The 24,170-nt window shown below is 73.9% G+C and carries 26 protein-coding genes, 2 tRNA genes and 1 riboswitch; of the genes, 9 read left to right on the top strand and 19 right to left on the bottom strand.

Annotation, left to right across the window (positions count from 1 at the left end):
• Positions 1-17: 17 nt before the first annotated feature.
• From nadE to ITJ40_RS07305, 4 genes are all read right to left on the bottom strand, one after another.
• Positions 18-839 carry an ammonia-dependent NAD(+) synthetase gene (gene nadE / locus ITJ40_RS07320; protein WP_194666411.1) on the bottom strand — a complete coding sequence of 274 codons (822 nt, stop codon included), beginning with the start codon at positions 837-839 and terminating at the stop codon, positions 18-20.
• A 41-nt stretch (positions 840-880) separates the two neighbouring features.
• Positions 881-953 (bottom strand) — tRNA-Arg (locus ITJ40_RS07315).
• Positions 954-967: 14 nt separating this feature from the next.
• Positions 968-1,300 carry a thioredoxin family protein gene (locus ITJ40_RS07310; protein ID WP_370532011.1) on the bottom strand — a complete coding sequence of 111 codons (333 nt, stop codon included), beginning with the start codon at positions 1,298-1,300 and terminating at the stop codon, positions 968-970.
• A gap of 32 nt (positions 1,301-1,332) precedes the next feature.
• Positions 1,333-1,548: an SCO4848 family membrane protein gene (locus tag ITJ40_RS07305; RefSeq protein WP_194666410.1), complete on the bottom strand. Its 216-nt coding sequence runs from the start codon at positions 1,546-1,548 to the stop codon at positions 1,333-1,335.
• A gap of 56 nt (positions 1,549-1,604) precedes the next feature.
• Here ITJ40_RS07305 and orn point away from each other — a divergent pair, with 56 nt between their 5' ends.
• From orn to ITJ40_RS07290, 3 genes are all read left to right on the top strand, one after another.
• Positions 1,605-2,225: an oligoribonuclease gene (gene orn, locus ITJ40_RS07300; RefSeq protein ID WP_086520408.1), complete on the top strand. Its 621-nt coding sequence runs from the start codon at positions 1,605-1,607 to the stop codon at positions 2,223-2,225.
• Positions 2,226-2,269: 44 nt separating this feature from the next.
• Positions 2,270-2,345: transfer RNA gene (locus tag ITJ40_RS07295), tRNA-His, on the top strand.
• Between the two features lie 84 nt (positions 2,346-2,429).
• Complete coding sequence (locus ITJ40_RS07290) at positions 2,430-2,780, top strand: metallopeptidase family protein (RefSeq protein WP_194666409.1); 351 nt, start codon at positions 2,430-2,432, stop codon at positions 2,778-2,780.
• A 138-nt stretch (positions 2,781-2,918) separates the two neighbouring features.
• Here ITJ40_RS07290 and ITJ40_RS07285 read toward each other — a convergent pair whose 3' ends face one another.
• The 6 genes from ITJ40_RS07285 to ITJ40_RS07260 form a co-directional block, all read right to left on the bottom strand.
• Positions 2,919-3,191 (bottom strand): hypothetical protein, encoded by a 273-nt coding sequence (locus ITJ40_RS07285; RefSeq protein WP_194666408.1) that lies wholly within the window; start codon positions 3,189-3,191, stop codon positions 2,919-2,921.
• Positions 3,192-3,200: 9 nt separating this feature from the next.
• On the bottom strand, positions 3,201-3,749 hold the full coding sequence (locus ITJ40_RS07280; protein ID WP_194666407.1) for an ATP-binding protein: 549 nt from the start codon (positions 3,747-3,749) through the stop codon (positions 3,201-3,203).
• Positions 3,739-4,533 carry an energy-coupling factor transporter transmembrane protein EcfT gene (locus ITJ40_RS07275; RefSeq protein WP_194666406.1) on the bottom strand — a complete coding sequence of 265 codons (795 nt, stop codon included), beginning with the start codon at positions 4,531-4,533 and terminating at the stop codon, positions 3,739-3,741. The genes ITJ40_RS07280 and ITJ40_RS07275 overlap by 11 nt, the downstream gene beginning before the upstream one ends.
• Entirely contained in the window at positions 4,530-6,092 is a 1,563-nt protein-coding gene (locus ITJ40_RS07270) for an ATP-binding cassette domain-containing protein (protein WP_194666405.1), read from the bottom strand. The genes ITJ40_RS07275 and ITJ40_RS07270 overlap by 4 nt, the downstream gene beginning before the upstream one ends.
• 2 nt (positions 6,093-6,094) lie before the next feature.
• A complete protein-coding gene (locus ITJ40_RS07265) occupies positions 6,095-6,748 on the bottom strand; it encodes an ECF transporter S component (protein ID WP_194666404.1) in 654 nt (217 codons plus the stop codon).
• Between the two features lie 32 nt (positions 6,749-6,780).
• A riboswitch (TPP riboswitch) is annotated at positions 6,781-6,893 on the bottom strand.
• A gap of 110 nt (positions 6,894-7,003) precedes the next feature.
• Positions 7,004-7,336, bottom strand: a complete 333-nt coding sequence (locus ITJ40_RS07260) for a hypothetical protein (protein ID WP_012038119.1) — start codon at positions 7,334-7,336, stop codon at positions 7,004-7,006.
• 203 nt (positions 7,337-7,539) lie between these two features.
• Between ITJ40_RS07260 and glgX the strand changes: the two genes are divergently transcribed.
• The 4 genes from glgX to ITJ40_RS07240 all read left to right on the top strand — a co-directional run bounded on the left by glgX (position 7,540) and on the right by ITJ40_RS07240 (position 15,372).
• Positions 7,540-9,744: a glycogen debranching protein GlgX gene (glgX, locus tag ITJ40_RS07255; RefSeq protein WP_194666403.1), complete on the top strand. Its 2,205-nt coding sequence runs from the start codon at positions 7,540-7,542 to the stop codon at positions 9,742-9,744.
• Entirely contained in the window at positions 9,741-12,092 is a 2,352-nt protein-coding gene (treY, locus tag ITJ40_RS07250) for a malto-oligosyltrehalose synthase (protein ID WP_194666402.1), read from the top strand. Before glgX ends, treY begins: the two co-directional genes overlap by 4 nt.
• Entirely contained in the window at positions 12,089-13,891 is a 1,803-nt protein-coding gene (gene treZ, locus ITJ40_RS07245) for a malto-oligosyltrehalose trehalohydrolase (RefSeq protein ID WP_194666401.1), read from the top strand. The genes treY and treZ overlap by 4 nt, the downstream gene beginning before the upstream one ends.
• Positions 13,892-14,058: 167 nt before the next feature.
• The gene (locus tag ITJ40_RS07240; RefSeq protein ID WP_194666400.1) at positions 14,059-15,372 is read left to right on the top strand and encodes a UDP-glucose/GDP-mannose dehydrogenase family protein; all 1,314 of its coding nucleotides are present in this window, start codon (positions 14,059-14,061) and stop codon (positions 15,370-15,372) included.
• A 58-nt stretch (positions 15,373-15,430) separates the two neighbouring features.
• Here ITJ40_RS07240 and ITJ40_RS07235 read toward each other — a convergent pair whose 3' ends face one another.
• The 7 genes from ITJ40_RS07235 to ITJ40_RS07205 form a co-directional block, all read right to left on the bottom strand.
• The gene (locus ITJ40_RS07235) at positions 15,431-15,934 is read right to left on the bottom strand and encodes a DUF4190 domain-containing protein (protein WP_194666399.1); all 504 of its coding nucleotides are present in this window, start codon (positions 15,932-15,934) and stop codon (positions 15,431-15,433) included.
• Between the two features lie 11 nt (positions 15,935-15,945).
• Positions 15,946-17,238 carry a DNA polymerase IV gene (locus tag ITJ40_RS07230; RefSeq protein ID WP_194666398.1) on the bottom strand — a complete coding sequence of 431 codons (1,293 nt, stop codon included), beginning with the start codon at positions 17,236-17,238 and terminating at the stop codon, positions 15,946-15,948.
• 64 nt (positions 17,239-17,302) lie between these two features.
• The gene (locus tag ITJ40_RS07225) at positions 17,303-18,295 is read right to left on the bottom strand and encodes an oxygenase MpaB family protein (RefSeq protein ID WP_194666397.1); all 993 of its coding nucleotides are present in this window, start codon (positions 18,293-18,295) and stop codon (positions 17,303-17,305) included.
• Between the two features lie 123 nt (positions 18,296-18,418).
• Positions 18,419-18,952, bottom strand: a complete 534-nt coding sequence (locus ITJ40_RS07220; protein ID WP_194666396.1) for a DUF1697 domain-containing protein — start codon at positions 18,950-18,952, stop codon at positions 18,419-18,421.
• A gap of 64 nt (positions 18,953-19,016) precedes the next feature.
• Complete coding sequence (locus ITJ40_RS07215) at positions 19,017-19,793, bottom strand: FAD-binding oxidoreductase (protein WP_370532010.1); 777 nt, start codon at positions 19,791-19,793, stop codon at positions 19,017-19,019.
• Positions 19,760-20,374 (bottom strand): sulfite oxidase-like oxidoreductase, encoded by a 615-nt coding sequence (locus ITJ40_RS07210; protein WP_194666395.1) that lies wholly within the window; start codon positions 20,372-20,374, stop codon positions 19,760-19,762. Before ITJ40_RS07210 ends, ITJ40_RS07215 begins: the two co-directional genes overlap by 34 nt.
• A 57-nt stretch (positions 20,375-20,431) precedes the next feature.
• The gene (locus ITJ40_RS07205) at positions 20,432-20,965 is read right to left on the bottom strand and encodes a GNAT family N-acetyltransferase (protein ID WP_194666394.1); all 534 of its coding nucleotides are present in this window, start codon (positions 20,963-20,965) and stop codon (positions 20,432-20,434) included.
• A 67-nt stretch (positions 20,966-21,032) separates the two neighbouring features.
• Here ITJ40_RS07205 and ITJ40_RS07200 point away from each other — a divergent pair, with 67 nt between their 5' ends.
• Positions 21,033-21,539: a YfcE family phosphodiesterase gene (locus ITJ40_RS07200; protein ID WP_194666393.1), complete on the top strand. Its 507-nt coding sequence runs from the start codon at positions 21,033-21,035 to the stop codon at positions 21,537-21,539.
• A 15-nt stretch (positions 21,540-21,554) separates the two neighbouring features.
• Here ITJ40_RS07200 and ITJ40_RS07195 read toward each other — a convergent pair whose 3' ends face one another.
• Together ITJ40_RS07195 and ITJ40_RS07190 are read right to left on the bottom strand one after the other, a co-directional pair.
• Entirely contained in the window at positions 21,555-22,760 is a 1,206-nt protein-coding gene (locus ITJ40_RS07195) for a M20/M25/M40 family metallo-hydrolase (protein ID WP_194666392.1), read from the bottom strand.
• On the bottom strand, positions 22,757-23,110 hold the full coding sequence (locus tag ITJ40_RS07190; protein ID WP_194666391.1) for a hypothetical protein: 354 nt from the start codon (positions 23,108-23,110) through the stop codon (positions 22,757-22,759). Before ITJ40_RS07190 ends, ITJ40_RS07195 begins: the two co-directional genes overlap by 4 nt.
• 122 nt (positions 23,111-23,232) lie before the next feature.
• Between ITJ40_RS07190 and ITJ40_RS07185 the strand changes: the two genes are divergently transcribed.
• Positions 23,233-24,162, top strand: a complete 930-nt coding sequence (locus ITJ40_RS07185) for an oxidoreductase (RefSeq protein ID WP_194666390.1) — start codon at positions 23,233-23,235, stop codon at positions 24,160-24,162.
• Positions 24,163-24,170 lie beyond the last annotated feature (8 nt).

The raw sequence follows: 24,170 nt of genomic DNA, 5'->3' as shown, positions 1-24,170 counted from the left end.
GTCATCTCAGACCGCGATCACTTCCACCAGTCGTCGAACATGCTGGCGGGCACGCGCCGCTTGTGCTCGGTGCTCTGGTAACGCGCCTCGATCGCGTCGGCCACCTCGTCGTCGACGTCGCGGCCCTCGAGGTAGTCGTCGATGTCGGCGTAGGTGAGGCCCAGGTTGGCCTCATCGGTCTGGCCGGGGGTGTCGTCGAGCAGGTCCGCAGTGGGGGCCTTGAGGTAGAGCCGCTCCGGCGCCCCGAGGTGCTCGAGCAGCGCGCGTCCCTGGCGCTTGGTGAGGCCGGTGAGGGGGAGGACGTCTGCCCCGCCGTCGCCGTACTTCGTGAAGAACCCCGTGACCGCCTCCGCCGCGTGGTCCGTGCCGATCACCAGCAGGCGCGCCTGTCCGGCGAGCGCGTACTGGGCGACCATGCGCGAGCGCGCCTTGACGTTGCCCTTGGTGAAGTCGGTCATCGCGTGGCCGGCCGCGTCGGCGTACTCCGCCTGGAAGCCGTCGACGGCGCGCTTGATGTCGAAGACCACGCTCGACTTGGGCTGGATGAAGGAGAGCGCCAGCTGCGCGTCCTCCTCGTCGGCCTGCACGCCGTACGGGAGGCGCACGGCGACGAACTCGGCGAGGAGTCCCTCGGTGGCGAGCTCCTCGACCGCGAGCTGGGCGATGCGCCCGGCGAGGGAGGAGTCCTGGCCGCCGCTCACGCCGAGGACGAAGCCCTCCGCGCCGGTGGCCCGGAGGTAGGCCTTGAGGAAGTCGACGCGCTTGCGCACCTCGTCGGCGGGATCGATGGTCGGGCGCACCTCGAGGGCGGCGATGATCTGTGACTGGATGTCGCGCATGCGCCCAAATCTACGGCCGATCCGGCGCTTCCGACAGTCGGTCCCCCCGGCGCGACTCGAACGCGCAACCGTCGGATTAGAAGGCCGATGCTCTATCCATTGAGCTACAGGGGGTCGTGACGAGGGTACTACGCGGGGTCCGGGGGCCCCGAGGCCTCGGCGGGAGACGCCTCGGCCGTCCCGTCCATGGCGCGCACGACCGCCTGCAGCACCTGCGGCGCCGTCGGCACGCCCTCGGCGCGGAGCATCTCGCGGTCCCCCGCGCGCACGAGGATCGTCGGCGTCGACCGGATCCGCTCCGCCTCGGCGATCTCCGGGTGCGCCGCGACATCCAGCTCCTCGACCGGGAGCCACGGCAGCAGCCGCTGCACCTCACCGAGGATGCGCCGGGTCGCCTGGCACGGCACGCAGAAGAGGGAGGAGAACAGGATGACCCGCACGCCCTCGGATCCCGCGGGCACGAGGGCGGATGCGGGCGCGCCCTCTCCCGGGATCAGGACGCGAACGCCGCGACGGCGGCGATGATCGAGACGAGGGCGAGGAGCAGCGACACGGAGACCAGGACGAGGTGCACGGTGAAGAAGGCGGTGCGCGATCCGTCGGCGGCACGTGCACGGGGATCCTTCGCGACGCGCTTCAGGAACTGCGGCCACACGACGACGTTCCAGACGCCGTTGACGATGAGGAGGACGGCGAGGAGGGTGATCACTCCCCCATGGTAGGCGGCGCGTCGGGGCGGACCGGGCCCGCCGATAGGATCGGGGGATGGGCAACAACGCGGACCGGCTGGTGTGGATCGACTGCGAGATGACGGGGCTCGACCTCGCGATCGACGAGCTGGTGGAGGTCGCGGTGGTCGTCACCGACTTCGACCTCGTGCCCGTCGACGACGGCTTCACGATCGTCATCAACCCCGACCCCGCCGCGCTCGCCAACATGGGCGAGTTCGTCACCGACATGCACCGCTCCTCGGGCCTGCTCGAGGAGATCCCCGCGGGCGTGAGCCTCGCCGACGCCGAGTTCGCGGTGCTGGAGTACCTGCTGCAGCACGTGCCGAACGGCGGCAAGGCCCCGATCGCGGGCAACACCATCGGCACCGACCGCGCCTTCCTCGCGAAGTACATGCCCCGCGTGGACGCGCACCTGCACTACCGGAGCGTCGACGTCTCCTCCATCAAGGTCCTCGCCAAGGAGTGGTTCCCCCGGATCTACTTCAACTCCCCCGCGAAGAACGGCGGCCACCGCGCCCTCGCCGACATCCTCGAGTCGATCCGCGAGCTCGAGTACTACCGCCGCGCGGCGTTCGTGCCGGCGCCGGGACCCGCCACCGACGACGTGCAGGCCATCGCCGCGGACGTGACGTCCGCGTGGGCTCCGCGGCTGTAGTATCCTCATTCATGGCCGTCCGCGAGAGCGGGATCGGCCGCATGGTGGGCGTAGCTCAGTTGGCAGAGCGCTGGCTTGTGGAGCCGGAAGTCGCGGGTTCGAGCCCCGTCGTCCACCCCACCGGGAAGGGCCGGGATCCGAGAGGGTCCCGGCCCTTCCGTCATCCCCGGTGCCGGTCGACGGCGCGTGTGCGAGGGTGGGAACGTGCTGCACTGCGATCCCGACGACTTCGAGCGACTGGTGGTCGACGAGCTCGATGAGCTGCCGGACGAGATGGTGGACGGCCTGGACAACGTCGTGTTCGTGGTCGAGGACCGGCCCGAGGACGGCTCGCTCGACCTCCTGGGGCTCTACGACGGCATCGCCATGACCGAGCGCGGGCAGTACGGCTTCGGCGAGATGCCGGACCGCATCGTCGTCTACCGCGAGCCGCACCTGCACGAGGCCGAGGACGTAGATGCGCTGCGGGACCTCGTCCACGTCACCCTCGTCCACGAGATCGCGCACTTCCACGGCATCGACGACGACCGCCTGCACGAGCTCGGCTGGGCCTGAGGCGACGACGCCGGCCGGACGACATCCGACCGATGCCGGCGGAATGCACGCCCCGTCCCGGACGCACGACGACCCCGGCAGCCGCATCGCGGGCCGGGGTCGTGGGCGTCGGCGCTCAGGCGCCTGGCGTTCCGGGGATCAGAGCTCGAGGGACTCGTCGTCGCCCTCGCCGAGGACGTCGTCGCTGCCGTCGGCCACGAACGTGTAGGTGACGCGCTGCTCGCCCGCGACCTCGGACACCTCGCCGGCGCGGTACTGGAAGAGCGACTCCTTGCCCTCCACGGCCGACATGGTGCTGATGGTCTCGTCGTGCGTGCCGTCGACGAGGACGCGGGTCTCGGTGGTGCCCTCGAGGGGGCCGTCGGCGTAGACGGCGAGGTAGCGGACGTCGGACGGTGCGGAATCGGTCATGGCCTCAGGCTACCCGGCCGCCGCCACCGCGTCCGTGCGGACGACGACGTCGGCCAGGGCGCGCGGATCCTCCCGGTCGACGTGGGCGCGCCACTGCACGTCCCAGCGATCCCACTCCACCGCGAACGCCTCGCCGTCACGGGCGATGGCCCGGGACCGGCGCACGGCGTCGTCGGCCTCCACCCAGATCCGGTGGGTGGCGAGGGGTGCCGCGACCCGGGTCAGGGATCCGCAGCCCTCTACCACGAGCGGGCGATCCGGATCCAGGTCGTGCCACTCCGCGGGCGAGTCCGCGATCCAGTCCCAGCGGCGCCATCGCGGTCGTCCGCCGGAGCGCATCTCCGACAGCACGTGCCCTTCGAGATGACGGGAGGCCGCCTCGAGGCCGTCCCAGCCGGGGTAGACGTCGTCGAGCCGCAGGAGCTGGGCGCCGGGCGGGAGTCCCGCGTCGGTGTCGCCGTCCCGGATGAGGGCGTCCGAGAGGGTCGACTTGCCGGAGCCCGACGGGCCGTCGACCAGGACCAGCGCCGGGCGCCGCTCACCTGCCTCAGGCCGCAACGGAGTCCCACGTCCCGGCGGCGACGGCGGCCGCGACCGCGCTCGCCGCGACGAGCACCGCGACGGCGAGCACGAGCGCCTCCCGCCTTCCGACGACGCTCGCCCTGGCCCACGTGCGGGTCGTCGCGCCGCCGAAGCCGCGGGCCTCCATGGCGGTGGCGAGCTTGCTGCCACGCCGGATGGAGAGCACGAGGAGCGCGAAGGCCTGGCCGGCGAACCGGCGGATCCGGCCGCGGTCGGCGACGCCGCGCGCGCGACGAGCCAGCTCGAGCGAGCGCCAGTCGTCGAGGAGCAGGCCGACGAGCCGGACACCCGCGAGCGCCCCGAGGACGAAGCGGGACGGCAGGCGCGCCACCTGCGCGAGGCCGTCGGCGAGGTCCGTGGGATCCACGTCCGAGAACAGGACGAGCGAGGCCACGCCGATGGCCAGCACGCGCAGCGTCGTCGCGACCGCGAGCAGCACCGACCCCTCGCTCACGACGACGAGCAGGAACTGCGCGTACACGTCGCCGGAGGTGCGGCCGTAGAGCAGGATCGTGAGGCCGGCGCCGGGCGCCGCGATCCAGATCGGGATGCCGCGGACAAGCAACGCGCGCGGGCGGATCCCCGCCAGGGGCAGGAGCAGCAGCTCGAGGACGAGCGCCGCGCCCGCGGACACCACGTCGAGGCTCAGCACGAGGACGAGCGTCAGCACGAGGGCGGCCGCGAGACGGGCCACCGGGTTCACGGCGGCGAGGCCGGTGGCGCGGGCCACGGGGACGAGATCGGTCGGGACGACGCTCATCGCACGACCTCGAGGCGCGCGGCGCGACCGGGGACGGCGTCGAGGCGGAGGACGTCGTCCGCGAGCGCACGGACGAGGTCCGCGTCGTGCGTGACGGCGAGGACCCCGACGCCCTCGCGGTCGACGAGCTCGGCGAGGAGCGCGACGAGCTCGGCCCACGTGCGCGAGTCCTGCCCGAATGTGGGCTCGTCGAGCACGAGGAGGCGCGGCGCGGTCGCGAGCGCGGTGGCCACGGAGAGGCGCCGCTTCTCCCCGCCGGAGAGGGTGAAGGGGTTCGCCTGGGCGAGGCCGTCGAGGCGCAGGCGCACGAGCAGCTCGTCCACGCGCCGGGCGGCGGCCGGGGGATCCATGCCCACGGCGCGCGGGCCGACCTCGAGCTCGGCGCGCACGGTGCCCGCGAGGAACTGGTGCTCCGGGTCCTGGAAGACGGTGCCGATGCGGCCCGCGAGCTCGCGCGAGCGCCAGGCGGCGGGATCGTCCCCGAGGCCGTCGGCGAGGGCCGCCGCCGCGACGACCCGTCCGGACAGCGCGGGCAGCAGGCCGCCGAGCGTCAGGGCGAGCGTGCTCTTGCCGCCGCCGTTCGGGCCGGTGAGGGCGACGACGCGGCCGGACGCGAGCGCGACGCCGACGCCGTCGGCCACCGCGCCGCCGCGCGCGCCGCCCCGTCCGACCGAGAGGCCGTCGGCGCGGAGGAGCGCAGCGGCTGCGGCCCGATCGCGGACGGGCGCGGCCGGCTCGCGGCCCGGGACCCAGACGCCCGCGGCCGCGAGGGACGCGCCCTGGTCGCGGAGGACGTCGTCGGGCGCGCCGTCGGCGAGGATCCCGCCGTCGGCACCCAGCACCACGACCCGGTCGACGAGGTCGCGCCACACGGCGACCCGGTGCTCGATGACGACGAGGGTCGCGCCGCTCGCCGCGACGACGGACTCCACGGCGCGCCGCACCTCGCCGACTCCCTCGGGATCGAGGTTGGCGGTCGGCTCGTCGAGGAGCAGGAGCCCGGGCCGCATGGCGAGGACCCCTGCCAGGGCGAGGCGCTGCTTCTGCCCGCCGGAGAGCGCGGTCGTGGACCGGTCGAGGGCGACGTCGAGACCGACCGCGTCCAGCGCCGCGCGGACGCGGGGCCAGATCTCCTCGCGCGGGACGCCGAGGTTCTCGCAGCCGAACGCCACGTCGTCGCCGACGCGGGAGAGGATCACCTGCGCGTCCGGATCCTGCAGCACGAGCCCGGCACGACCGCGTCGGGCGGCCGGATCCTGCCCGTCGACGAGCAGCGCGCCCCGGGTCTCCCCCTCGTCGTCGCCGCCGAGGACACCCGCGAGGGCGTGCAGGAGCGTGGTCTTGCCGGCACCGGACGCCCCGAGGAGCAGGACGCGTTCGCCCGGCTCGATGACGAGGTCGACGTCGCGCACCGCCCAGGAGACGCGTCCGGCGTGACGCCAGCCCCAGCCCTCCGCGCGGACGGACGCCCCGCCCGCCGCGTCGGCCGTCGCGGCTCGCCCGGCGAGCGGGACGCGCGACGCGCCGATCGGCGACGTGCGACGGCCCGGCCGCCGCACGGTCAGACGCGGGCCGCGGTGTCGCGGCCCGAGGCGAATCGCGAGAGGGCGCCGGTGCGGGCGAGCGCGCGGGCGACGAGCCACGAGAGCAGCCCGGCGACGACCGCGCCCGAGACGAGCGCCGCGACCGTGTAGATCGTGGCGAACAGCGGGGTGGATCCCGGGTAGGACACGATCAGGTCCGTGACCGCCATGCCGAGCCCCGCGCCCATGCCCGCGAGGACGGCGACGTAGGCGCGCCAGTTCGCGTAGAGGAAGACGAGGAGCACGAGCTCCGCGCCGAGGCCCTGCGTGAGGCCGGAGAGCAGCGTGCTCACGCCCCACACGTTGCCGACGAGCATGGAGACGAAGGCCGCGAGGAGCTCGCCGTAGAGGGCGGCGCCGGGCTTGCGGATCACGATGCCGGTGAGGACGCCGGCGAACAGCCAGCCGCCGCCCGCGAGGGCCTGGAGCCCGGGCAGCAGCGGCTCGAAGAAGCCGCCGACGGGCACGGACGCCGTGTTCCAGATGACGAAGACGAGGCCGGACGCGACGCCGAGGACGCTCGCGACGACGATGTCGATGACCCGCCAGCGGGCGCGGAGACCCGAGCGGGGGCTGCGGGCGCCGGTGTCGGCGCTCGCGGCGGATGCGGTGGACGTGGATGATGCGGTCATTGACGTGCCCTTCGGATGAGTGGAAGAGGGCACGGGTGCGAGATGGAAGCCTCCCTGCGCTGGCATGATCCAGATCAGGTACTTACGGTCGAAGACTGGGTGTCTTCCTCTCAGCCCGGCTCACCGGACTCCCGTGTTCACGGCGAGCATAGCGCGCGGGCGACGCGCCCGGGCGACGGACGTCGGACGCCCCGGACGCACGGGAGCGCGGGCGCCCGAGGGCACCCGCGCTCCGCGGTGGTCGTGCGGGCCGCGCTACTTCAGCGTCTTGATGAGCTTGACGAGGACCTTGCCGGAGATCCAGATGACGGGCGTGGCCACGGCGAGCAGCGCGATGACGTTGGGCTGGAAGCGCACCTCGCCGTCGGTGGCGATGTAGGCGCCGATCGGCCAGGTGGCGCCGCCGCCCCCGCCGCCGCCCGCGACGTTGCCGTCGGAATCGGGGAGGTCGCTGCCCCCGCCGAAGCCGTACCAGGCGAATGCCACCGGCACGATGGTCGAGCCGTCGATGTCGAGGGGGTCGCCGTAGACCGTCCCCACTCCGGCGTTCTTCACGTTCTCTGCGAGCTGTGCGACGAGGTTGGTCATGCGTCCCACCGTACCCCGCGGGGCCCGGAGGATGCGGGGCGATCCGGGTCATCACGGTACCCTCGCCCCTGGTGCGTCGCTGCGTCGCATCCGGTCTCCCTGCCGCTGCGGCCCACGCGGATCCACCGCCTGCCCCGCCCCCGACGGACCCCGCGCGCACCCGTGCGCCGCCGGCGGACGAGTCGACCCAACTGGAGGACCACTTGCACACCTGGCCCGGAAACCCCTACCCGCTCGGCGCGACCTTCGACGGGAGCGGCACGAACTTCGCGCTCTTCAGCGAGGTCGCCGAGAAGGTGCAGCTGTGCCTCATCGAGGAGGACGGCACCGAGACCCGCGTGGACGTGACGGAGGTCGACGCGCACGTCTGGCACTGCTACCTCCCGCACGTGCAGCCGGGCCAGCGCTACGGCTACCGCGTCACCGGGCCGTACGAGCCGGAGAACGGGCACCGGTCGAACCCCGCGAAGCTGCTGCTGGATCCGTACGCCAAGGCCACCTGCGGGGAGTTCGACTGGGACCCGTCGCTGTTCGCGTACGAGTTCGGCGACCCGTCGAGCCGCAACGACGAGGACTCGGGCCCGCACATGATGCTCGGCGTCGTGGTCAACCCGTTCTTCGACTGGGACGGCGACCGCCTCCCCCGCACGCCCTACAGCGAGACCGTCGTCTACGAGGCGCACGTGAAGGGGCTCACGCAGCTGAACCCGCGGATCCCCGAGGAGCTGCGCGGCACGTACGCCGGCATCGCGCACCCCGCCGTCATCGACCACCTGCAGAAGCTCGGCGTCACCGCCATCGAGCTCATGCCCGTGCACCAGTTCGTGCAGGACAACACGCTGCTGGAGAAGGGCCTGCGCAACTACTGGGGCTACAACACCATCGGCTTCTTCGCGCCGCACAACGCCTACTCGTCCACGGGCGAGCTCGGCCAGCAGGTGCAGGAGTTCAAGTCGATGGTGCGCGCGCTGCACGCGGCGGGCATCGAGGTCATCCTCGACGTGGTCTACAACCACACGGCAGAGGGCAACCACCTCGGGCCGACGCTCTCCTTCAAGGGCATCGACAACCAGGCCTACTACCGGCTCATGGAGGACGACCCCACCTACTACATGGACTACACGGGCACGGGGAACTCGCTCAACGTGCGCCACCCGCACGCCCTGCAGCTGATCATGGACTCGCTGCGCTACTGGGTCACCGAGATGCACGTCGACGGGTTCCGGTTCGACCTCGCCTCGGCGCTCGCGCGCGAGTTCTACGACGTCGACAAGCTCGCCACCTTCTTCGAGCTCGTGCAGCAGGATCCGGTGGTGTCGCAGGTCAAGCTCATCGCCGAGCCCTGGGACGTGGGCCCCGGCGGCTACCAGGTGGGCAACTTCCCGCCGCAGTGGACGGAGTGGAACGGCAAGTACCGCGACACGGTCCGCGACTTCTGGCGCGGCGAAGCCTCCTCGCTCGGCGAGTTCGCGGCGCGCATCACGGGCTCGGCGGACCTCTACGAGCACTCGGGCCGCCGACCCGTCGCGTCGATCAACTTCATCACCGCGCACGACGGCTTCACCATCGCCGACCTCGTCTCCTACAACGAGAAGCACAACGAGGCGAACGGCGAGGACAACAAGGACGGCGAGAGCCACAACCGCTCCTGGAACATGGGCGTGGAGGGACCGACCGACGATCCGACCATCGCCACCCTGCGGGGCCGCCAGCAGCGCAACATGCTGGCGACGATGATCCTGTCGCAGGGCGTGCCGATGATCCTGCACGGCGACGAGCTCGGCCGCACGCAGCAGGGCAACAACAACACGTACGCGCAGGACAACGAGATCAGCTGGGTGCACTGGGACCAGGCCGACCAGCCGCTCGTGGAGTTCACCGCGTCCGTCGTGCGGCTCCGCAAGGAGCACCCGACCTTCCGCCGTGGTCGCTTCTTCGACGGGCGGCCCGTGCGCCGCGGCGAGGGCGAGCCGCTGCCCGACATCGTCTGGCTCGACGCCGACGCGACCCCGATGTCGGACGACGACTGGGAGTCCGGCCTCCGCGCGATCGGCATGTTCCTCAACGGCAACGGGATCCGCGGGCGCGACCGCCGCGGCGAGGACATCTACGACACCCACTTCCTCCTCTACTTCAACGCGCACGACGAGCCGGTGTCCTTCACGCTCCCCTCCGACGAGTACGCGGACGCGTGGGAGACCGTGATCGACACCGCGGGCGTCGGAGCCGACTCGACCGCCCTCCGCGCGAGTAGCGTCGTGGACGTGGCGGCCAAGGCGCTCGTGGTGCTGCGCGCCTACACCGAGCCCGAGGTGGAGCCCGACCACTCGGTCGCGGCGAGCCTCGCCGTCCTCACCCACGCGCAAGCCGACCGGCCGGCCGCAGACCCAAGGAGCGACATCAGTTGAGAACCCCCATCTCCACCTACCGGTTCCAGGTGCGGGAGTCGTTCGACCTCGCCGCCGTGGCCGAGCAGCTGCCGTACGTGAAGGACCTCGGCGCGGACTGGGTGTACCTCAGCCCCATCCTCGCGGCCGAGCCGGGATCCGACCACGGCTACGACGTGGTCGACCACTCGCGGGTGGACCCGTCCCGCGGCGGCGCCGCGGGGCTGCAGGCGGTGGCCGATCGGGCCCACGAGCTGGGCCTCGGCGTGCTGGTGGACATCGTCCCCAACCACGTCGGCGTCGCGACGCCCGTCGAGAGCCTCTGGTGGTGGGACCTGCTGACGCACGGCACCGCGAGCCGCTACGCCGACGCGTTCGACGTCGACTGGGACTTCGGGCGGGGCAAGGTGCGGATCCCCGTCCTCGGCGACGGCGAGACCGAGCTCGACGAGCTCACGCTCGTGCGCGGCGATGACGGCACCGTCGAGCTCCGCTACTACGACCAGCGCTTCCCCGTCGCGCCCGGCACAGCCGAGGACGACGCGGACGCCCGCACGGTGCACGAGCGCCAGTCCTACGAGCTCATCAACTGGCGCCGCGCCGACGCCGAGCTCAACTACCGCCGCTTCTTCGCGGTCAACACGCTCGCGGGCATCCGCGTCGAGCTGCCGCGCGTGTTCGAGGAGTCGCACACGGAGATCTCCCGCTGGTTCCGCGAGGGCCTCGCCGACGGCCTCCGGGTCGACCACCCGGACGGCCTCCTCGACCCGAAGGGGTACCTCGACGACCTCGCGCGGATCACGGGCGGGGCGTACGTGCTCGTGGAGAAGATCCTCGAGCCCGGCGAGACGCTGCCCACCGACTGGGCGACCGCCGGCACCACGGGGTACGACGCGCTCGCCGAGATCGACCGCGTGCTCGTCGACCCCGACGGCCAGGTCGAGCTCGACCACCTCGAGGCGTCGCTGCGCGGCCTGCCGCAGGGCGAGCTCACCAGCTGGGCCGACATGATCCGCGGCACCAAGCGCGGCATCGCCGACGGGATCCTCCGCAGCGAGGTGCTCCGCCTCGAGCGCCTGGTGGAGGACGCGCCCGCCGACGCCGCCGACGCGCTCGCCGAGCTGCTCGCGACCTTCCCCGTGTACCGCAGCTACCTGCCCGGAGGGCTGCATCACCTCGAGGAGGCCGCAGAGGCCGCGCGCGCGAGCCGCCCCGACCTCGTCGCCACCATCGACGCGCTCATGCCGCAGCTCTCGGATCCGTCCACGCTCGTGGCCCAGCGCTTCCAGCAGACGAGCGGCATGGTCATGGCCAAGGGCGTCGAGGACACCGCGTTCTACCGGTACTCGCGCCTCGTGTCCCTCAACGAGGTCGGCGCCGACCCGTCGATCTTCGCCATCGACGTGGACGACTTCCACGCGCGCCAGCAGGAGCGGCACCGCATCGCGCCCCACGCCATGACGACGCTCTCCACGCACGACACCAAGCGGGGCGAGGACGTGCGCGCCCGCATCGACGTGCTCTCCGAGACGCCCGAGGCGTGGCGCGACGCGCTCGGCCAGCTCCGCGATGTCGCCCCCACCGGCGACGGCCCGTTCGAGAACCTGCTCTGGCAGACGCTCGTCGGCACCTGGCCCGCGTCGCGCGAGCGCCTGCACGCGTACGCCGAGAAGGCGTCGCGCGAGGCCGGCGACTCCACCACGTGGACCGCGCCCGACGAGGCGTTCGAGGAGCGCATGCACGCGCTCGTCGACGCGGCCTTCGACGACCCGCGCGCCCGCACGATCGTCGCCGGGCTCTACGACCGGCTCTCCGGCCCGGGCTGGTCGAACGCGCTCGCGGCCAAGGCCATCCAGCTCACGGCCCCCGGCATGCCCGACGTCTACCAGGGCAGCGAGCTGTGGGAGACGAGCCTCGTGGATCCCGACAACCGCCGTGAGGTCGACTTCGGCATGCGCCGCGCCGCCCTCGACGCCGTGCTCACGGGCGCCGAGCCCGCGATCGACGAGACGGGGGCCGCGAAGCTCCTCGTCACGGCGCGCGCGCTCCGCCTCCGCCGCGACCACCCGGAGCTGTTCACCGGCTATGAGCCGGTGCGCGCGACCGGCGACGCCGCGGCCCACGTGATCGCCTTCGACCGCGGCGGCGCGATCACCGTCGCGACCCGCCTGCCCGTCGGCCTCGAGACCGGCGGCGGATGGGGATCCACCTCCCTCACGCTGCCCGAGGGCGAGCTCGTCGACCACGTGAGCGGCCGTCGTCTCGACGGCGGGCGCGTGTCCGTCGCCGCGCTCCTCGCCGACTACCCGGTCGCGATCCTCGCGCCCGCCTCCACCGCATCCGACATCACCCCCGGGAGCCGAGCATGACCGACGACCGCTTCGACATCTGGGCCCCGAAGGCCCGCACCCTCGCCCTGTCCGTAGGCGACGAGCGCCTGCCGCTCGCGCCCGTGGGCGACGGCTGGTGGACCCTCGATGCCGACCGCGCCGAGGCGCTGCCGTCCGGCGACCTCGACTACGGCTACCTCGTGGACGACGCCGACACCGCCCTGCCGGATCCTCGCTCGCGTCGCCAGCCCGAGGGCGTCCACGGCCGATCGCGCACCTACGACCCGTCGTCGTTCGCCTGGACCGACCAGGCGTGGACCGGCCGTCAGCTCGCCGGCGCCGTCATCTACGAGATGCACATCGGGACCTTCACGCCCGAGGGCACGCTCGACTCCGCGATCGACCGGCTCGACCATCTGGTCGCGCTGGGCGTCGACCTCGTGGAGGTGCTGCCGGTCAACGGCTTCAACGGCACGCACAACTGGGGCTACGACGGCGTCCTCTGGTACGCCGTCCAGGAGACGTACGGCGGACCCGAGGCGTACCAGCGCTTCGTCGACGCGTGCCACGCGCGCGGCCTCGGCGTCGTGCAGGACGTCGTCTACAACCACCTCGGTCCCTCCGGCAACTACCTGCCCGTCTACGGCCCGTACCTGCACGAGGCGTCGGCGAACACGTGGGGATCCAGCCTCAACCTCGACGGCGAGGACTCCGGTCCCGTGCGCGAGTACATCATCGACAACGCGCTCATGTGGCTCGGCGACTACCACGTCGACGCGCTGCGCCTCGATGCGGTGCACGCGCTGGTCGACCACACGGCGACGCACCTCCTCGAGGAGCTCGCGGTGCAGGTGGACGTGCTCTCCGCCCACGTCGGGCGCCCGCTCACGCTCATCGCGGAGTCCGACCTCAACGACCCGAAGCTCATCACCTCGCGCGAGGCGCACGGCTACGGGCTCGACGCGCAGTGGAGCGACGACTTCCACCACGCGGTCCACGTCGCGCTCACGGGCGAGACCACGGGCTACTACGAGGACTTCGCGTCGCTCGGGGCGCTCGCCAAGGTCATCACGCGCGGCTTCTTCCACGACGGCACGTGGTCGTCGTTCCGCGGCCGCGTGCACGGGCGGCCGCTCGACACCGAGCGGATCCCCGCGCACCGCCTCGTGGTCGCGAACCAGAACCACGACCAGATCGGCAACCGCGCCACGGGCGACCGCCTCTCGGCGACGCTCGACGAGGGCGGCCTGGCGCTGGCCGCGGTCCTCACCCTGACGTCGCCCTTCACGCCGATGCTCTTCATGGGCGAGGAGTGGGGCGCGACGACCCCGTGGCAGTTCTTCACCTCCCACCCCGAGCACGACCTCGGCGAGGCGACAGCCAAGGGCCGCATCGCGGAGTTCGCGAAGATGGGCTGGGACGAGTCGGTCGTGCCGAACCCGCAGGACCTCTCCACGTTCCAGGACTCGAAGCTCGACTGGTCGGAGCTCTACGGCGCGGAGGCGTCCGACTCGCAGCACGCCCGCCTCTTCGCGCTGTACGGCGCGCTGATCCGCCTGCGTCGCGCCCACCCCGACCTCACCGACCCCCGGTTCGCCGAGGTCGAGGTCGAGGTGCACGAGGAGGCGCGCCTGCTCGTGATGGACCGCGGCGAGCTGTCCATCGTGGTCAACCTGTCCGACGAGGAGCGCCGCGTGCCCGTCGTGGGCGAGCGTCCGGCGCTGCTGCTCGCCACGGCCCCGGGCGTCGCCCTGGGCGACGACGAGGTCGTCCTGCCCGCCCGATCGGCCGCGATCCTCGGCCCGGTGGCGGACTCCGCGGAGGCGCTGCTGGCCTGATCCGCCGCACCCGGGGCGGGGTCGGACGCGGCGCGCGAGCGCCCGCCCGGGCCCGCCCCTGGCGCGTCACATGCCCGTGATACGGTGACCACGCCGCCGGCCGGCGACGTGATCGACCGTCGCCCGGCGCGCATCGTCTTCCCTCCCCACGACGCGAAGGACCTCCTGTGCGCATCTCCGTCATCGGCTGCGGCTACCTCGGCACGGTCCACGCCGCGTGCATGAGCCGCCTCGGGCACGACGTGGTCGCGATCGACGTGGACGCGGCCAAGATCGCCTCGCTGCAGACCGGTGTCGCCCCGTTCTTCGAGCCGGGACTGCCGGACCTCCTCACCGAGCAGCTCGCGACCGGCCGTCTCCGCTTCACCACCGACACCGCGGAGGCCGCGGGCGCGCGCGTGCACTTCATCGCCGTCGGCACGCCGCAGAAGCGCGGCGAGAACGCAGCGGACATGACGTACGTCGACGCGGCGGTCGACGCCCTGATCCCCCACCTCGCGCCGGGTGACGTGGTGGCCGGCAAGTCGACCGTGCCCGTGGGCACCGCGCGCCGGCTCGCCGAGCGCATCGAGGCACGCGTCCCCGGAGCGACGCTCATGTGGAACCCGGAGTTCCTGCGCGAGGGCTTCGCGGTCGAGGACACGCTCACGCCCGACCGCTTCGTCTACGGCCTGCCCGCGGGCGACGCCGGCGAGGCGGCGCGGGCGGCGCTCGACGAGGTGTACGCCACCGCGCTCGGCACCGGCACGGCGCGCGTCACGACCGACTACGAGACCGCCGAGCTCGTCAAGGTGTCGGCGAACGCGTTCCTCGCCACGAAGATCTCCTTCATCAACGCCATGGCGGAGGTGTGCGAGGCCACGGGCGCCGACGTCACGCAGCTGGCGGACGCCATCGGGTACGACGACCGCATCGGGCGCCGCTTCCTGAACGCCGGCATCGGCTTCGGCGGCGGCTGCCTCCCCAAGGACATCCGCGCGTTCATGGCGCGCGCGGGTGAGCTCGGCGCCGACCAGGCGCTCACCTTCCTCCGCGAGGTCGACTCGATCAACATGCGCCGCCGCGTGCGCGCGGTCGACGTGGCGCGCGAGGTCTGCGGCGGATCCCTGCTCGGCCGCAACATCGCGGTGCTCGGCCTCGCCTTCAAGCCCGAGTCGGACGACGTGCGCGACTCCCCCGCGCTCAGCATCTCCGCGCAGCTCCAGCTGCAGGGCGCGCGCGTGCTCGCGACGGATCCGTACGCGAACGAGAACTCGCGCCGCCGCTTCCCGGAGCTCACCTACGTCGACACGTGGCAGGAGGCGGCGCGCGACGCCGATGCCGTCATGGTGCTCACGGAGTGGAAGCAGTACCGCGCCATCGACCCCGCGGAGCTGAAGGCCATCGTGACCACGCCCGTGATCGTCGACGGGCGCAACTGCCTGGATCCCCTCGCGTGGCGCGCCGCCGGCTGGCGCTACCGCGGCATGGGCCGGCCCTAGCCGCCCTGCACGACGCCGCCCCGCCGCGGGACGCGAGCGGGGCGGCGTCGTGACCTGGTCAACGCGGGGTGGTGGCGGCGATGCCGAAGATCGTGCCGCCCGCGACGATGACCGAGAGCACGAACGCGACGGGGATGAGCAGCAGCAGGCCGTTGAGCACGAGTCCCGTGATGGCGAAGCCGCGGCCGGCCGGCTCCTTGCGGAACCCGACGATGCCGAAGACGAGCCCGATGAGCGGGCAGAGGAACGTCCAGAAGAAGAAGACCGAGACGAGGCCCAGGATCATCGACGTGAGGCTGAGGCCCTTGGGCGGCGCGACCGCGTAGACCGGCTGGCCCCAGGCGACCGCCGCCGGGGAGGGCGGGACCGGCGCGGCGGCGAGACCGTAGGGAGCGGCGGCGGACGCCGACGCGGCCGGGTACGCGTATGGGGCGGCGGGCGGCGTCGGAGCGGCGGGCAGAACGGGCGGCGCGGCGGACGCCGGGGCCGCTGCCTCCTCCCCCGCGGGGACGTGGTCGACCGGAACCTGGTCGTCGGGGGTGGGGGCGGCGGGATCGGTCATGGTGGTCCTCGTCAGTCGGGCGGGTGTCCGGGGAGGATACCGCGCGCGGCCGCCTCGGTGCGCGGATCCGACACGGTGGCCCGCTTCGCCCCCGGCCTGCGGAGGAGCGACGCCGGGCCGATGGCGCCCCTGCCGAAGCGCTCCGCCGCCTGGTCGACCGTGCGCTCGGCCTCACGCCAGCCCTCGTCCGCGTCCCACAGGGCGACGGCGCGGTTGTCGGCGTCGTCGAGCTGCTCGGCGCGCACGCCCACGAGCCGGATGCGGTCGCCGGGCCGGGCGACCTGCTCGTAGACGTCGCGGATCTCGTCGTAGATGCGGCGCGCGACGTCGGTGGGATCCGACAGCGTGCGGGACCGGGTGATGGTGCGGAAGTCGGAGTAGCGGAGCTTGAGCGAGACGGTGCGGGCGGTGAGGCCCGCGCGCCGCAGCCGCTCGGCGACCCGCGTGGCCTGTCCGAGGAGCTCGCGACGGACGATCTCGGGATCCGTGACGTCGTCGTGGAACGTGTTCTCGTGCCCCATGCTCTTCTCCTCGCGGTGGGTGCTGACGCTCCGGGGATCCCGCCCCCAGGAGAGGTCGTGCAGCCGCGCGCCCGCGGATTCGCCGAGCATCGACTGCAGCGTGGGCAGCGGCGTGTCCGCGATGTCGGCCACCGTGCGGAGCCCGCGCCGTACGAGCGCCTCCTCGGTCGTCTTCCCCACGCCCCAGAGCGCGCCGACCGGCAGCGCGTGGAGGAACGGCAGCGTCTCGGCGGCGGGGATGACGAGCAGGCCGTCGGGCTTGCAGCGCGTGCTGGCGAGCTTGGCGACGAACTTGGTGGAGGCCGCGCCGACCGAGCAGGTGAGGCCGGTCTCGGCGTGCACGCGGCGCCGGATCATCGCGCCGATCTGGGCGGGCGAGCCGAACAGGCCGCGGGCGCCCGCCACGTCGAGGAACGCCTCGTCGATGCTGAGCGGCTCGACGAGCGGCGTGACGTCGCGGAAGATCCCCATGACCACGCGAGACCAGTGCGCGTACTTCTCCATGTGGCCGCCGATGACCGTGGCCTGCGGGCAGAGCCGCAGCGCCTGCGCCATGGGCATGGCCGAGCGGACCCCGAATCGCCGGGCCTCGTAGGTGGCGCTCGTGACCACGCCGCGGCCCGACGACCCGCCGACGATGACGGGGGTTCCTCGCAGCTCCGGCCGCTCGAGCAGCTCGACGGCCGCGAAGAACGCGTCCATGTCGATGTGGAGGATGGTGGCTTCGGAGTCGTCCGCGCTCGCATCGGACGTGCGCCGGGTCGATCCGTCCTGCCTGCTCATGTCGTTCCCACGCTAGCCCGGGCCGCCGACATCGGCGCCGGCGGGAGGGACCCGCTGCGCGGGATCAGGCCGCGGGCTGGGCGCGCTGCCCGGCGTCGTCGTCGCGACCGGGGCGGGGCTCGGCGGCGGCGGACGACGCCGACCCGGCCGGAGCGCCCTGCAGCCGGGCGATGCGCGTGAGCGCGGCCTGGTGGCTGGTGGACTGCTCGCCCATCACGCGTCCGGCGACGCCCAGCATCACGCGCGTCGACGCGAGCGCCGGCAGGGGGAACGGGCCGAAGGACGCCCGGTCGAGCCCGAGGAGCTCGCGGTACCGCGGCTCGAGCGACGCGACGGCCCCCGCGAAGAGGACGCGGTAGGCCGGGAGCATGGAGGGCCGGAGCGGCGGCTCGCGGAGGAAGGAGATCGTCTCGCGCGTGCGCTCGTCGGCGCGGAGGAGGCCCTGGTCGTGGAACGCGTCGATCTGCGCGTGCAGCTCGGCGTGCGAGCGCGGCGGTGCCTCGACCCCCATGAGCTCGCCCGCCTTGGCCCACTCCGCCACGTACCGGTCGGGTCCGCCGGGGATCGGCGGCCCCCACTGCATGTGCGTGCTGAGGAACGCGTCGGTGAAGACCATGTGCACCCACGCGAGGAGGTCGGGGTCGTTCGCGCTGTAGGGGCGCTCGACGCCGCGTCCGTCGACGAACGTGCCCTGCACCTTGCGGTGGTAGCCGCGCACACGGCGGCTGACGCCGACCGCGGTGTCCCGGTCGCCGAACGACGTGGTGATGACCCAGCGCACGGTGCCGGCGAGGCGGCCGAGGGGGTCCTCGCGGTAGCGCGACCAGTCGTGGACGCCGGCCATGGCGCCCGGGTGCAGCGTCTGCATGAGGAGGGCGCGGATCCCCGCCACGAGCGTCGGCATCCCGCCGTGCACCGCCCAGACGGCGGAGCCGGGGCCGAACCAGCCCGCGTCGTCGCCGAGCTCGAGGTCCTGGATCCACTGGGGTCGCCCCTCGGAGTCCGCGGAGAACGTCTCCAGGATGTGGGACTTCCAGCGGTCCGCGAATCTGCTCACGTGATCGAACCTATCCCCCCGTCCGCGCCGTGAGGAGGCCGCGGTGCCCCCGATGCGGGCCGGATCCCGGCGGCTGCCCGGGCGTCACCCCCGTACTGGGGGACGCGTGCCCGGGCGCCGGGATCAGCTGTCGAGGAGCGCCGCGAGCGCGGCCACCGTGCGGGCGTTCCTGGCCGTGACGGACGCCCCCAGCCCGCGCCAGAACGCCGGCGGCACGCGCGAGGCCGACACACCGTCGGGGTGCCAGGAGTAGACCGCGTCGCGTGCCACCTCGACGAGGTCGGGGGCGATCGCGGCGGCGGGCGGCGCCGCGGGCAGCGGGTCCAGCGGGCGATCCGGGAACGAGACGAGGAGGCGCCCGGGGTCGGCGGCGACCGGGCCGAACGGGATGCCGGCGGCGATGCGGCGGAAGTCGGCCGCGGGCACGAGGTGGACGTCGGCGGTCACGCCCGTCGCGAGCCGCACCGCGTCCTCGATGGCGACCGCGGCACCCCGGCCGCTCGGCCGCTCGTGGTCGACCACGGCGTTCCCGCTCCGCAGGTGCGTGCGCACGCCGACGTAGCCGAGGCCCGTGAGCGCCGCGGAGAGCTCCGCCATCGGCACCTGCTTGGCACGCCCGACGTTGATCCCGCGCAGCAGCACGACCGATCGCTCCATGCGGCACCCGCTCCCGACGGCTCCGTCGCCGTCCGCCCCAGTGTGGCCCGGCGCGGCGTCCGCGTCACTCCCCCGACGGGCCGAACTGCTCGATGCGGATCACGTCGCGGCCGACCCCGGCGTCGAGCAGCAGGCGCGTCGCCCCGCCCGCGAAGGCGGTGGATCCGCACACGAAAGCCACCTCCGCGCCCGCGGCGAGCTCCGCGACCTCGTATGCGCGGAGGCGCCCGAACCCCCGCGCGCCATGCCGCTCCCGCGTCGTGACGATGAGCGCACCCGCGGCCTCGAGCTCCGCGCGGCACGGGACGTCGGCGGAGGTGCGCCCCGAGACGGCCACGCGGACGAGGTGCGGGACGCCGAGGTGGATCGCGTGGCGGACCATCGCCACGAGCGGAACCGCGCCCGTCCCGCCCCCCAGCGCGACGGCCGGGGTCGCGCCGTCCCAGACGAAGAAGCCGCCGATGGGCAGCCGCATCTCGATCGCGTCGCCGACCCGGGCGACGTCGGCGAAGAACCCGCTCACCTCGCCGTCCTCGTAGCGCTCCATCAGCAGCTCGACGCCCTCCTCGTGCGGCGCGGAGAGGATCGAGTACGAGCGCTGCGCCGTGTAGCCGTCCTCCGCGCGCAGCCGCACGACGCAGTGCTGGCCGGGCAGGTGCGGGATCCGGTCGGGCACGTCGAAGCGCAGCAGGACGGTCGTGGGCGTCGGGTGCTCGAGCGCCGTGATGGTCGCGGTCCGCCACGCGCCGCCGACGGAGGCCGGGACGGCGGGTGCGCGGCCGGATCCGGGGCCGGGCGAGACGGCGCTCAGCGGTCGCCCTGGTAGCGCTGCTCGCGCCACGGGTCGCCCCGGTCGTGGTAGCCGTTGCGCTCCCAGAAGCCCTGCTGGTCGCGGTCGAGCAGCGTGAGGCGGGCGATCCACTTCGCGCTCTTCCAGAAGTAGAGGTGCGGCACGAGGAGGCGCGCGGGTCCGCCGTGGTCGGGCGTGAGCGGTCGTCCGTCCGCCTCCCAGGCGATCCACGCCCGACCGCCGCGGAGGTCCTCCAGCGGGAGGTTGGTCGTGTAGCCGGAGTGCGAGGTGGCGAGGACGAAGCGCGCCTCCGGGAGCGGAGCCGCGGCGTCGAGCAGGGTGTCGACGCTGACGCCGGCGAAGCGCGTGTCGAGCCGGGTCCACGTGGTGACGCAGTGGATGTCACCCGCGTACTCGGAGCGCGGCAACGCGTGCGCCGCGTCCCAGTCCCATGTCGTCGGGCGCTCGACGAGGCCGTCGACGGCGATGGACCAGCGGGACTCCGGCAGGTTCGGCACGGCCTCGGCGGTGAGGACGGGCCAGCCGCCCTCGGTGTCGTACTGGCCGGGCGGGAGCCGGTCGGCGGGGCCCTTCCGCGGGCGGCCGACGAAGCCGCGGGTGATGCCGGTCATGGGCGCCTCCTCGAGGGGCGGGTGGGTGGAGGTGTCCCGTCCATCATGGCGCGCCCGTCATCGCGCGGACGGCTCGGACGGATCCGGATGCACGGGAGCGGACAGCATCGCGACCGCGTGCTGGCCGTCGGCGTCGACGACCTCGCCGAGGCGGACGAAGCCGAGCCGGCCGTGGAAGGCGAGCGACCCGGGATTGGGCGGCAGCGTGTTGACCTCGCACGTGACCGCCCGGCGCCCGGTGCGCCGCGCCTCGTGGAAGACGCGGGCGTAGAGGACCTGCCCGAGCCGGCGCCCGCGCTGCCCGTCGGCGACCACGATCCGGTCGACGTAGAGGCCGTCGACGCCGTGCTCGGCGAACCAGCGGTAGTTCGGGCTGTCGTAGGCGCCGCCGGGCTGCATCGCGAGGAGCATGCCGACGGGCGGCGCGTCGGGCGCGTCCGAGTCCACCACGGCGATCGCGAGGTCGGCGTGGTCGAGCACCTCGCCGAGGGACGCGGCGTCCATGGGCGGGACCGCGGGCACGGCCGCGTTGTTGAGCGGCACCATCCAGGCGAGGTCGGCGGGCACGAGGTCGCGGGTCGCGGGGGTCACGGATCGAGGCTACGGGAGCCGCGGGGCCGGTCGGCGCGCGAGGCGGCGTCCGCGTACCGTGGTCCGGGTGACCGCATCGCTCGTGCTCCTCAGCGACACCCACCTGCCGAAGCGCGCCAGGGACCTGCCGCGGGCGCTGTGGCGGGCCGTCGAGGCCGCCGACGTCGTGGTCCACGCGGGCGACTGGGTCGACGAGCCAGCCCTCGACGCGCTCGAGACCCGCGCCGCCCGGCTCCTCGCCTGCTGGGGCAACAACGACCCCGCGGGGCTGCGGGCGCGGCTGCCGGAGACGGCGCGCGCGGTGATCGAGGGGATCCGGTTCGCCGTCACGCACGAGACCGGCGCCGCCACGGGACGCGAGCGCCGGATGGACCAGGCGTTCCCGGACACCGACGTGCTCGTCTTCGGCCACAGCCACATCCCCTGGGACACCGTGACGCCCGCGGGCCTCCGGCTCCTCAACCCCGGCTCGCCGACCGACCGCCGCCGCCAGCCGGACGTCACGTGGATGACCGCGACGGCCGAACAGGGGCGGCTCGACGTGGAGCTGCACCGGTCCGCGACACGCGACTAGGGAGCCGCGCCGCGGCTAGGCCCGGACGCTCCCGCAGAAGTCGAGGATCGCGCCCTCGAGCACCGCGGTGAGCTGGCGGATCGAGGCGACCTCGGCCCACTCCTCTGCCGCGTGCGCGCCGCCGCCCGTGACGCCCAGGAGAAGACACGGGATCCCGGCCTCGTGCACGAGCCCGGCGTCGGTCCAGAACGGCTCGCCGCGGTGCGGGACGGGCGATCCGGTGACGCGCGCGCCGCTGTCGAGCACGGCGCGCGCGAGCGGCCCGTCGACGTCGGCCTCGAAGGCCGCGCGGGCGACGAGCACGACGAGCTCCGCGTCCATGCCCGGCGTGCGGGCCACGACCGCGTCGAGGGCCGCGCGGAGCTCGGCCTCCACGTGCGCGGTCGACTGGCCGGGGAGGAACCGCCGCTCGAGGGTGAGCACGCAGGAGTCGGCGACCGTCGCCGCGTCCGAGCCGCCGTGGATCCGGGAGACCCGCACGGCGCCCGTCCCGAGGAGCGGGTGGCGCGGCCCGGAGGCGACCCGGTCGGCCAGCGCGTCCAGCTCCCGGAGCACGAGCCCGGCGTGCGCGATCGCGTCGACGCCCTGCTCGGGCATCGAGCCGTGCGCCGCGCGCCCGCGCAGCCGGATCTCGTACCAGCCGAAGCCGCGGTGGGCGACGATCGCCTCGGACTGGCTGGGCTCGGAGATGACGGCGCCGTCGATGCGCGTGCCGTCGGCGTCCAGCGCCCGGAGCGCCTCCTCGGTGCCCATGCTGCCGAACTCCTCGTCCGCGACGAGCGCGAGCACGACGTCGCCGCGCGTGCCGATCCGACGGGCGCGGTCGGCGGCGACCATCATCGCGGCGAGGCCCGCCTTCATGTCGAACGCGCCGCGGCCGAGGAGGCGGCCGTCCTCGATCCGCGGAATGAGCCCGCCGCGCTCGGGGTCGCCGGGCGGGACGGTGTCGAGGTGCCCGTCGAGCAGGATGGTGCGGCCGCCGCCGGTGCCGTGCGCGGTCGCGAGGACGGTCGGGCGTCCCGGCGTCTCCTCGAGCACGCGCACGTCGAAGCCGCGGGCCCGGAGCCACGCGGCGGCGTGGGCGGCGACCCGGACCTCCCCCGCGGCGCCGGCCACGAGGTCGGGGTTGGTCGAGTCGATGCGGATCAGCTCGGCGGCGAGGTCGACGGGATCGACGAGGTCGGCGGCACGCGAGCCGGGCGCCGAGAGGCTGTCGCTCACGCGCGCGGCGGCAGGTCGTCGGCGGGCATCGCGGAGACGGCCTCGTCCGCGTCGTCCACCAGGCGCAGCGCGCTCTGCGGCACGACGACCCGACGGCCGGCCGTGCCGTCGTCGTCCGAGCCGAGCTCCACGACCCAGGCGCGGCCGCGGGCGGTCGGCACGGGGCTGACGCTGCGCAGGCCGTCGGAGGCGGAGGCGACCACGAGGCCGACGGGCTCGCCGTCGAGCGCGGGGTCGCCCGTGGCGGCGGCCCCGTCGAGGATCACGACCACGGCCCCGACCCCGATCGCGTGCGTCGCGTCGCTCCCCCGCTCGCCCTCGGATCCATCCCGGCCGCGTCTCATCCACATGCCCCGATCCTCCCATCGGCCGCCCGCCTCGGGCCGTCCGGCGCGCGGCCCCGGCCGACCCGCACGGGCGACGCCCGGCCGACCTCGATAGCGTGGGGATCCCACCCGCAAGAGGAGTCCGCGTGCCCCGTCCCACCGACATCATCATCAGCCCGCTCGACGGGAAGCGCGCCGTCGTCACCGGCGGCAACAGCGGCCTCGGCCTCGAGACCGCGCGCCGGCTCGCCGCGGCCGGCGCCTCCGTCGTCCTCACCTCCCGCGACCCGGAGCGCGGCGAGGACGCGGCCGGCTCCATCCGCGACCGCCACCCCGGCGTGCACGTGGAGGTCGGATCCCTCGACCTCGCCGACCTCTCCTCCGTGCGCGCCTTCGCCGACCGCGAGATCGAGCGCGGGCCGATCGACATCCTCGTCGACAACGCCGGCGTCATGGCCCCGCCGGACCGGCGCGAGACCGCGGACGGCTTCGAGCTGCAGCTCGGCACGAACCACCTCGGCCACTTCGCCCTCACGGGCCTGCTCCTGCCCGCGCTCCAGGCCGCCGAGGCGCCGCGCGTGGTCGTCGTGTCGAGCCTCGCGCACTGGATGGGCCGCATCGCGTTCGGCGACCTCCAGTCGGAGCGGCGCTACAGCCCCTGGGCGGCCTACGGCCAGGCCAAGCTCGCGAACCTGCTGTTCATGCGGCGTCTGCAGGCGCTGTCGGATGGGCGGGGCTGGGGCCTCACGGCGGTCGCCGCGCACCCCGGCGTCACGTCCACGAACCTCGCGAAGAACGGTCCGGGATCCGGGCCGCAGGGCGTCGTCAGCGACCTGACCGCCAAGTTCGGTCCCGCCGCGCTGGGCCAGGACGTGCGCGTGGGCGCGCTCCCGCAGATCCAGGCCGCGACCGGCCTCGGGGTGCACCCCGGCGACTACTACGGGCCCGCGGGCCTCGGCGGGATGAGCGGCCTGCCGCACCTGGCCGCGTCGAGCCCGCGGTCGAAGGACGCCGAGCTCGCGCGCCGCCTCTGGGACGCGTCCGAGCAGCTGACCGGGGTCGTCTACCCCGCCTAGCCCGCGAC

Origin of the sequence: Clavibacter sp. VKM Ac-2872 (assembly GCF_015351105.1) — a bacterium.
Taxonomy (GTDB): domain Bacteria; phylum Actinomycetota; class Actinomycetes; order Actinomycetales; family Microbacteriaceae; genus Clavibacter.
This window is presented reverse-complemented; position numbering and strand designations above follow the sequence as displayed.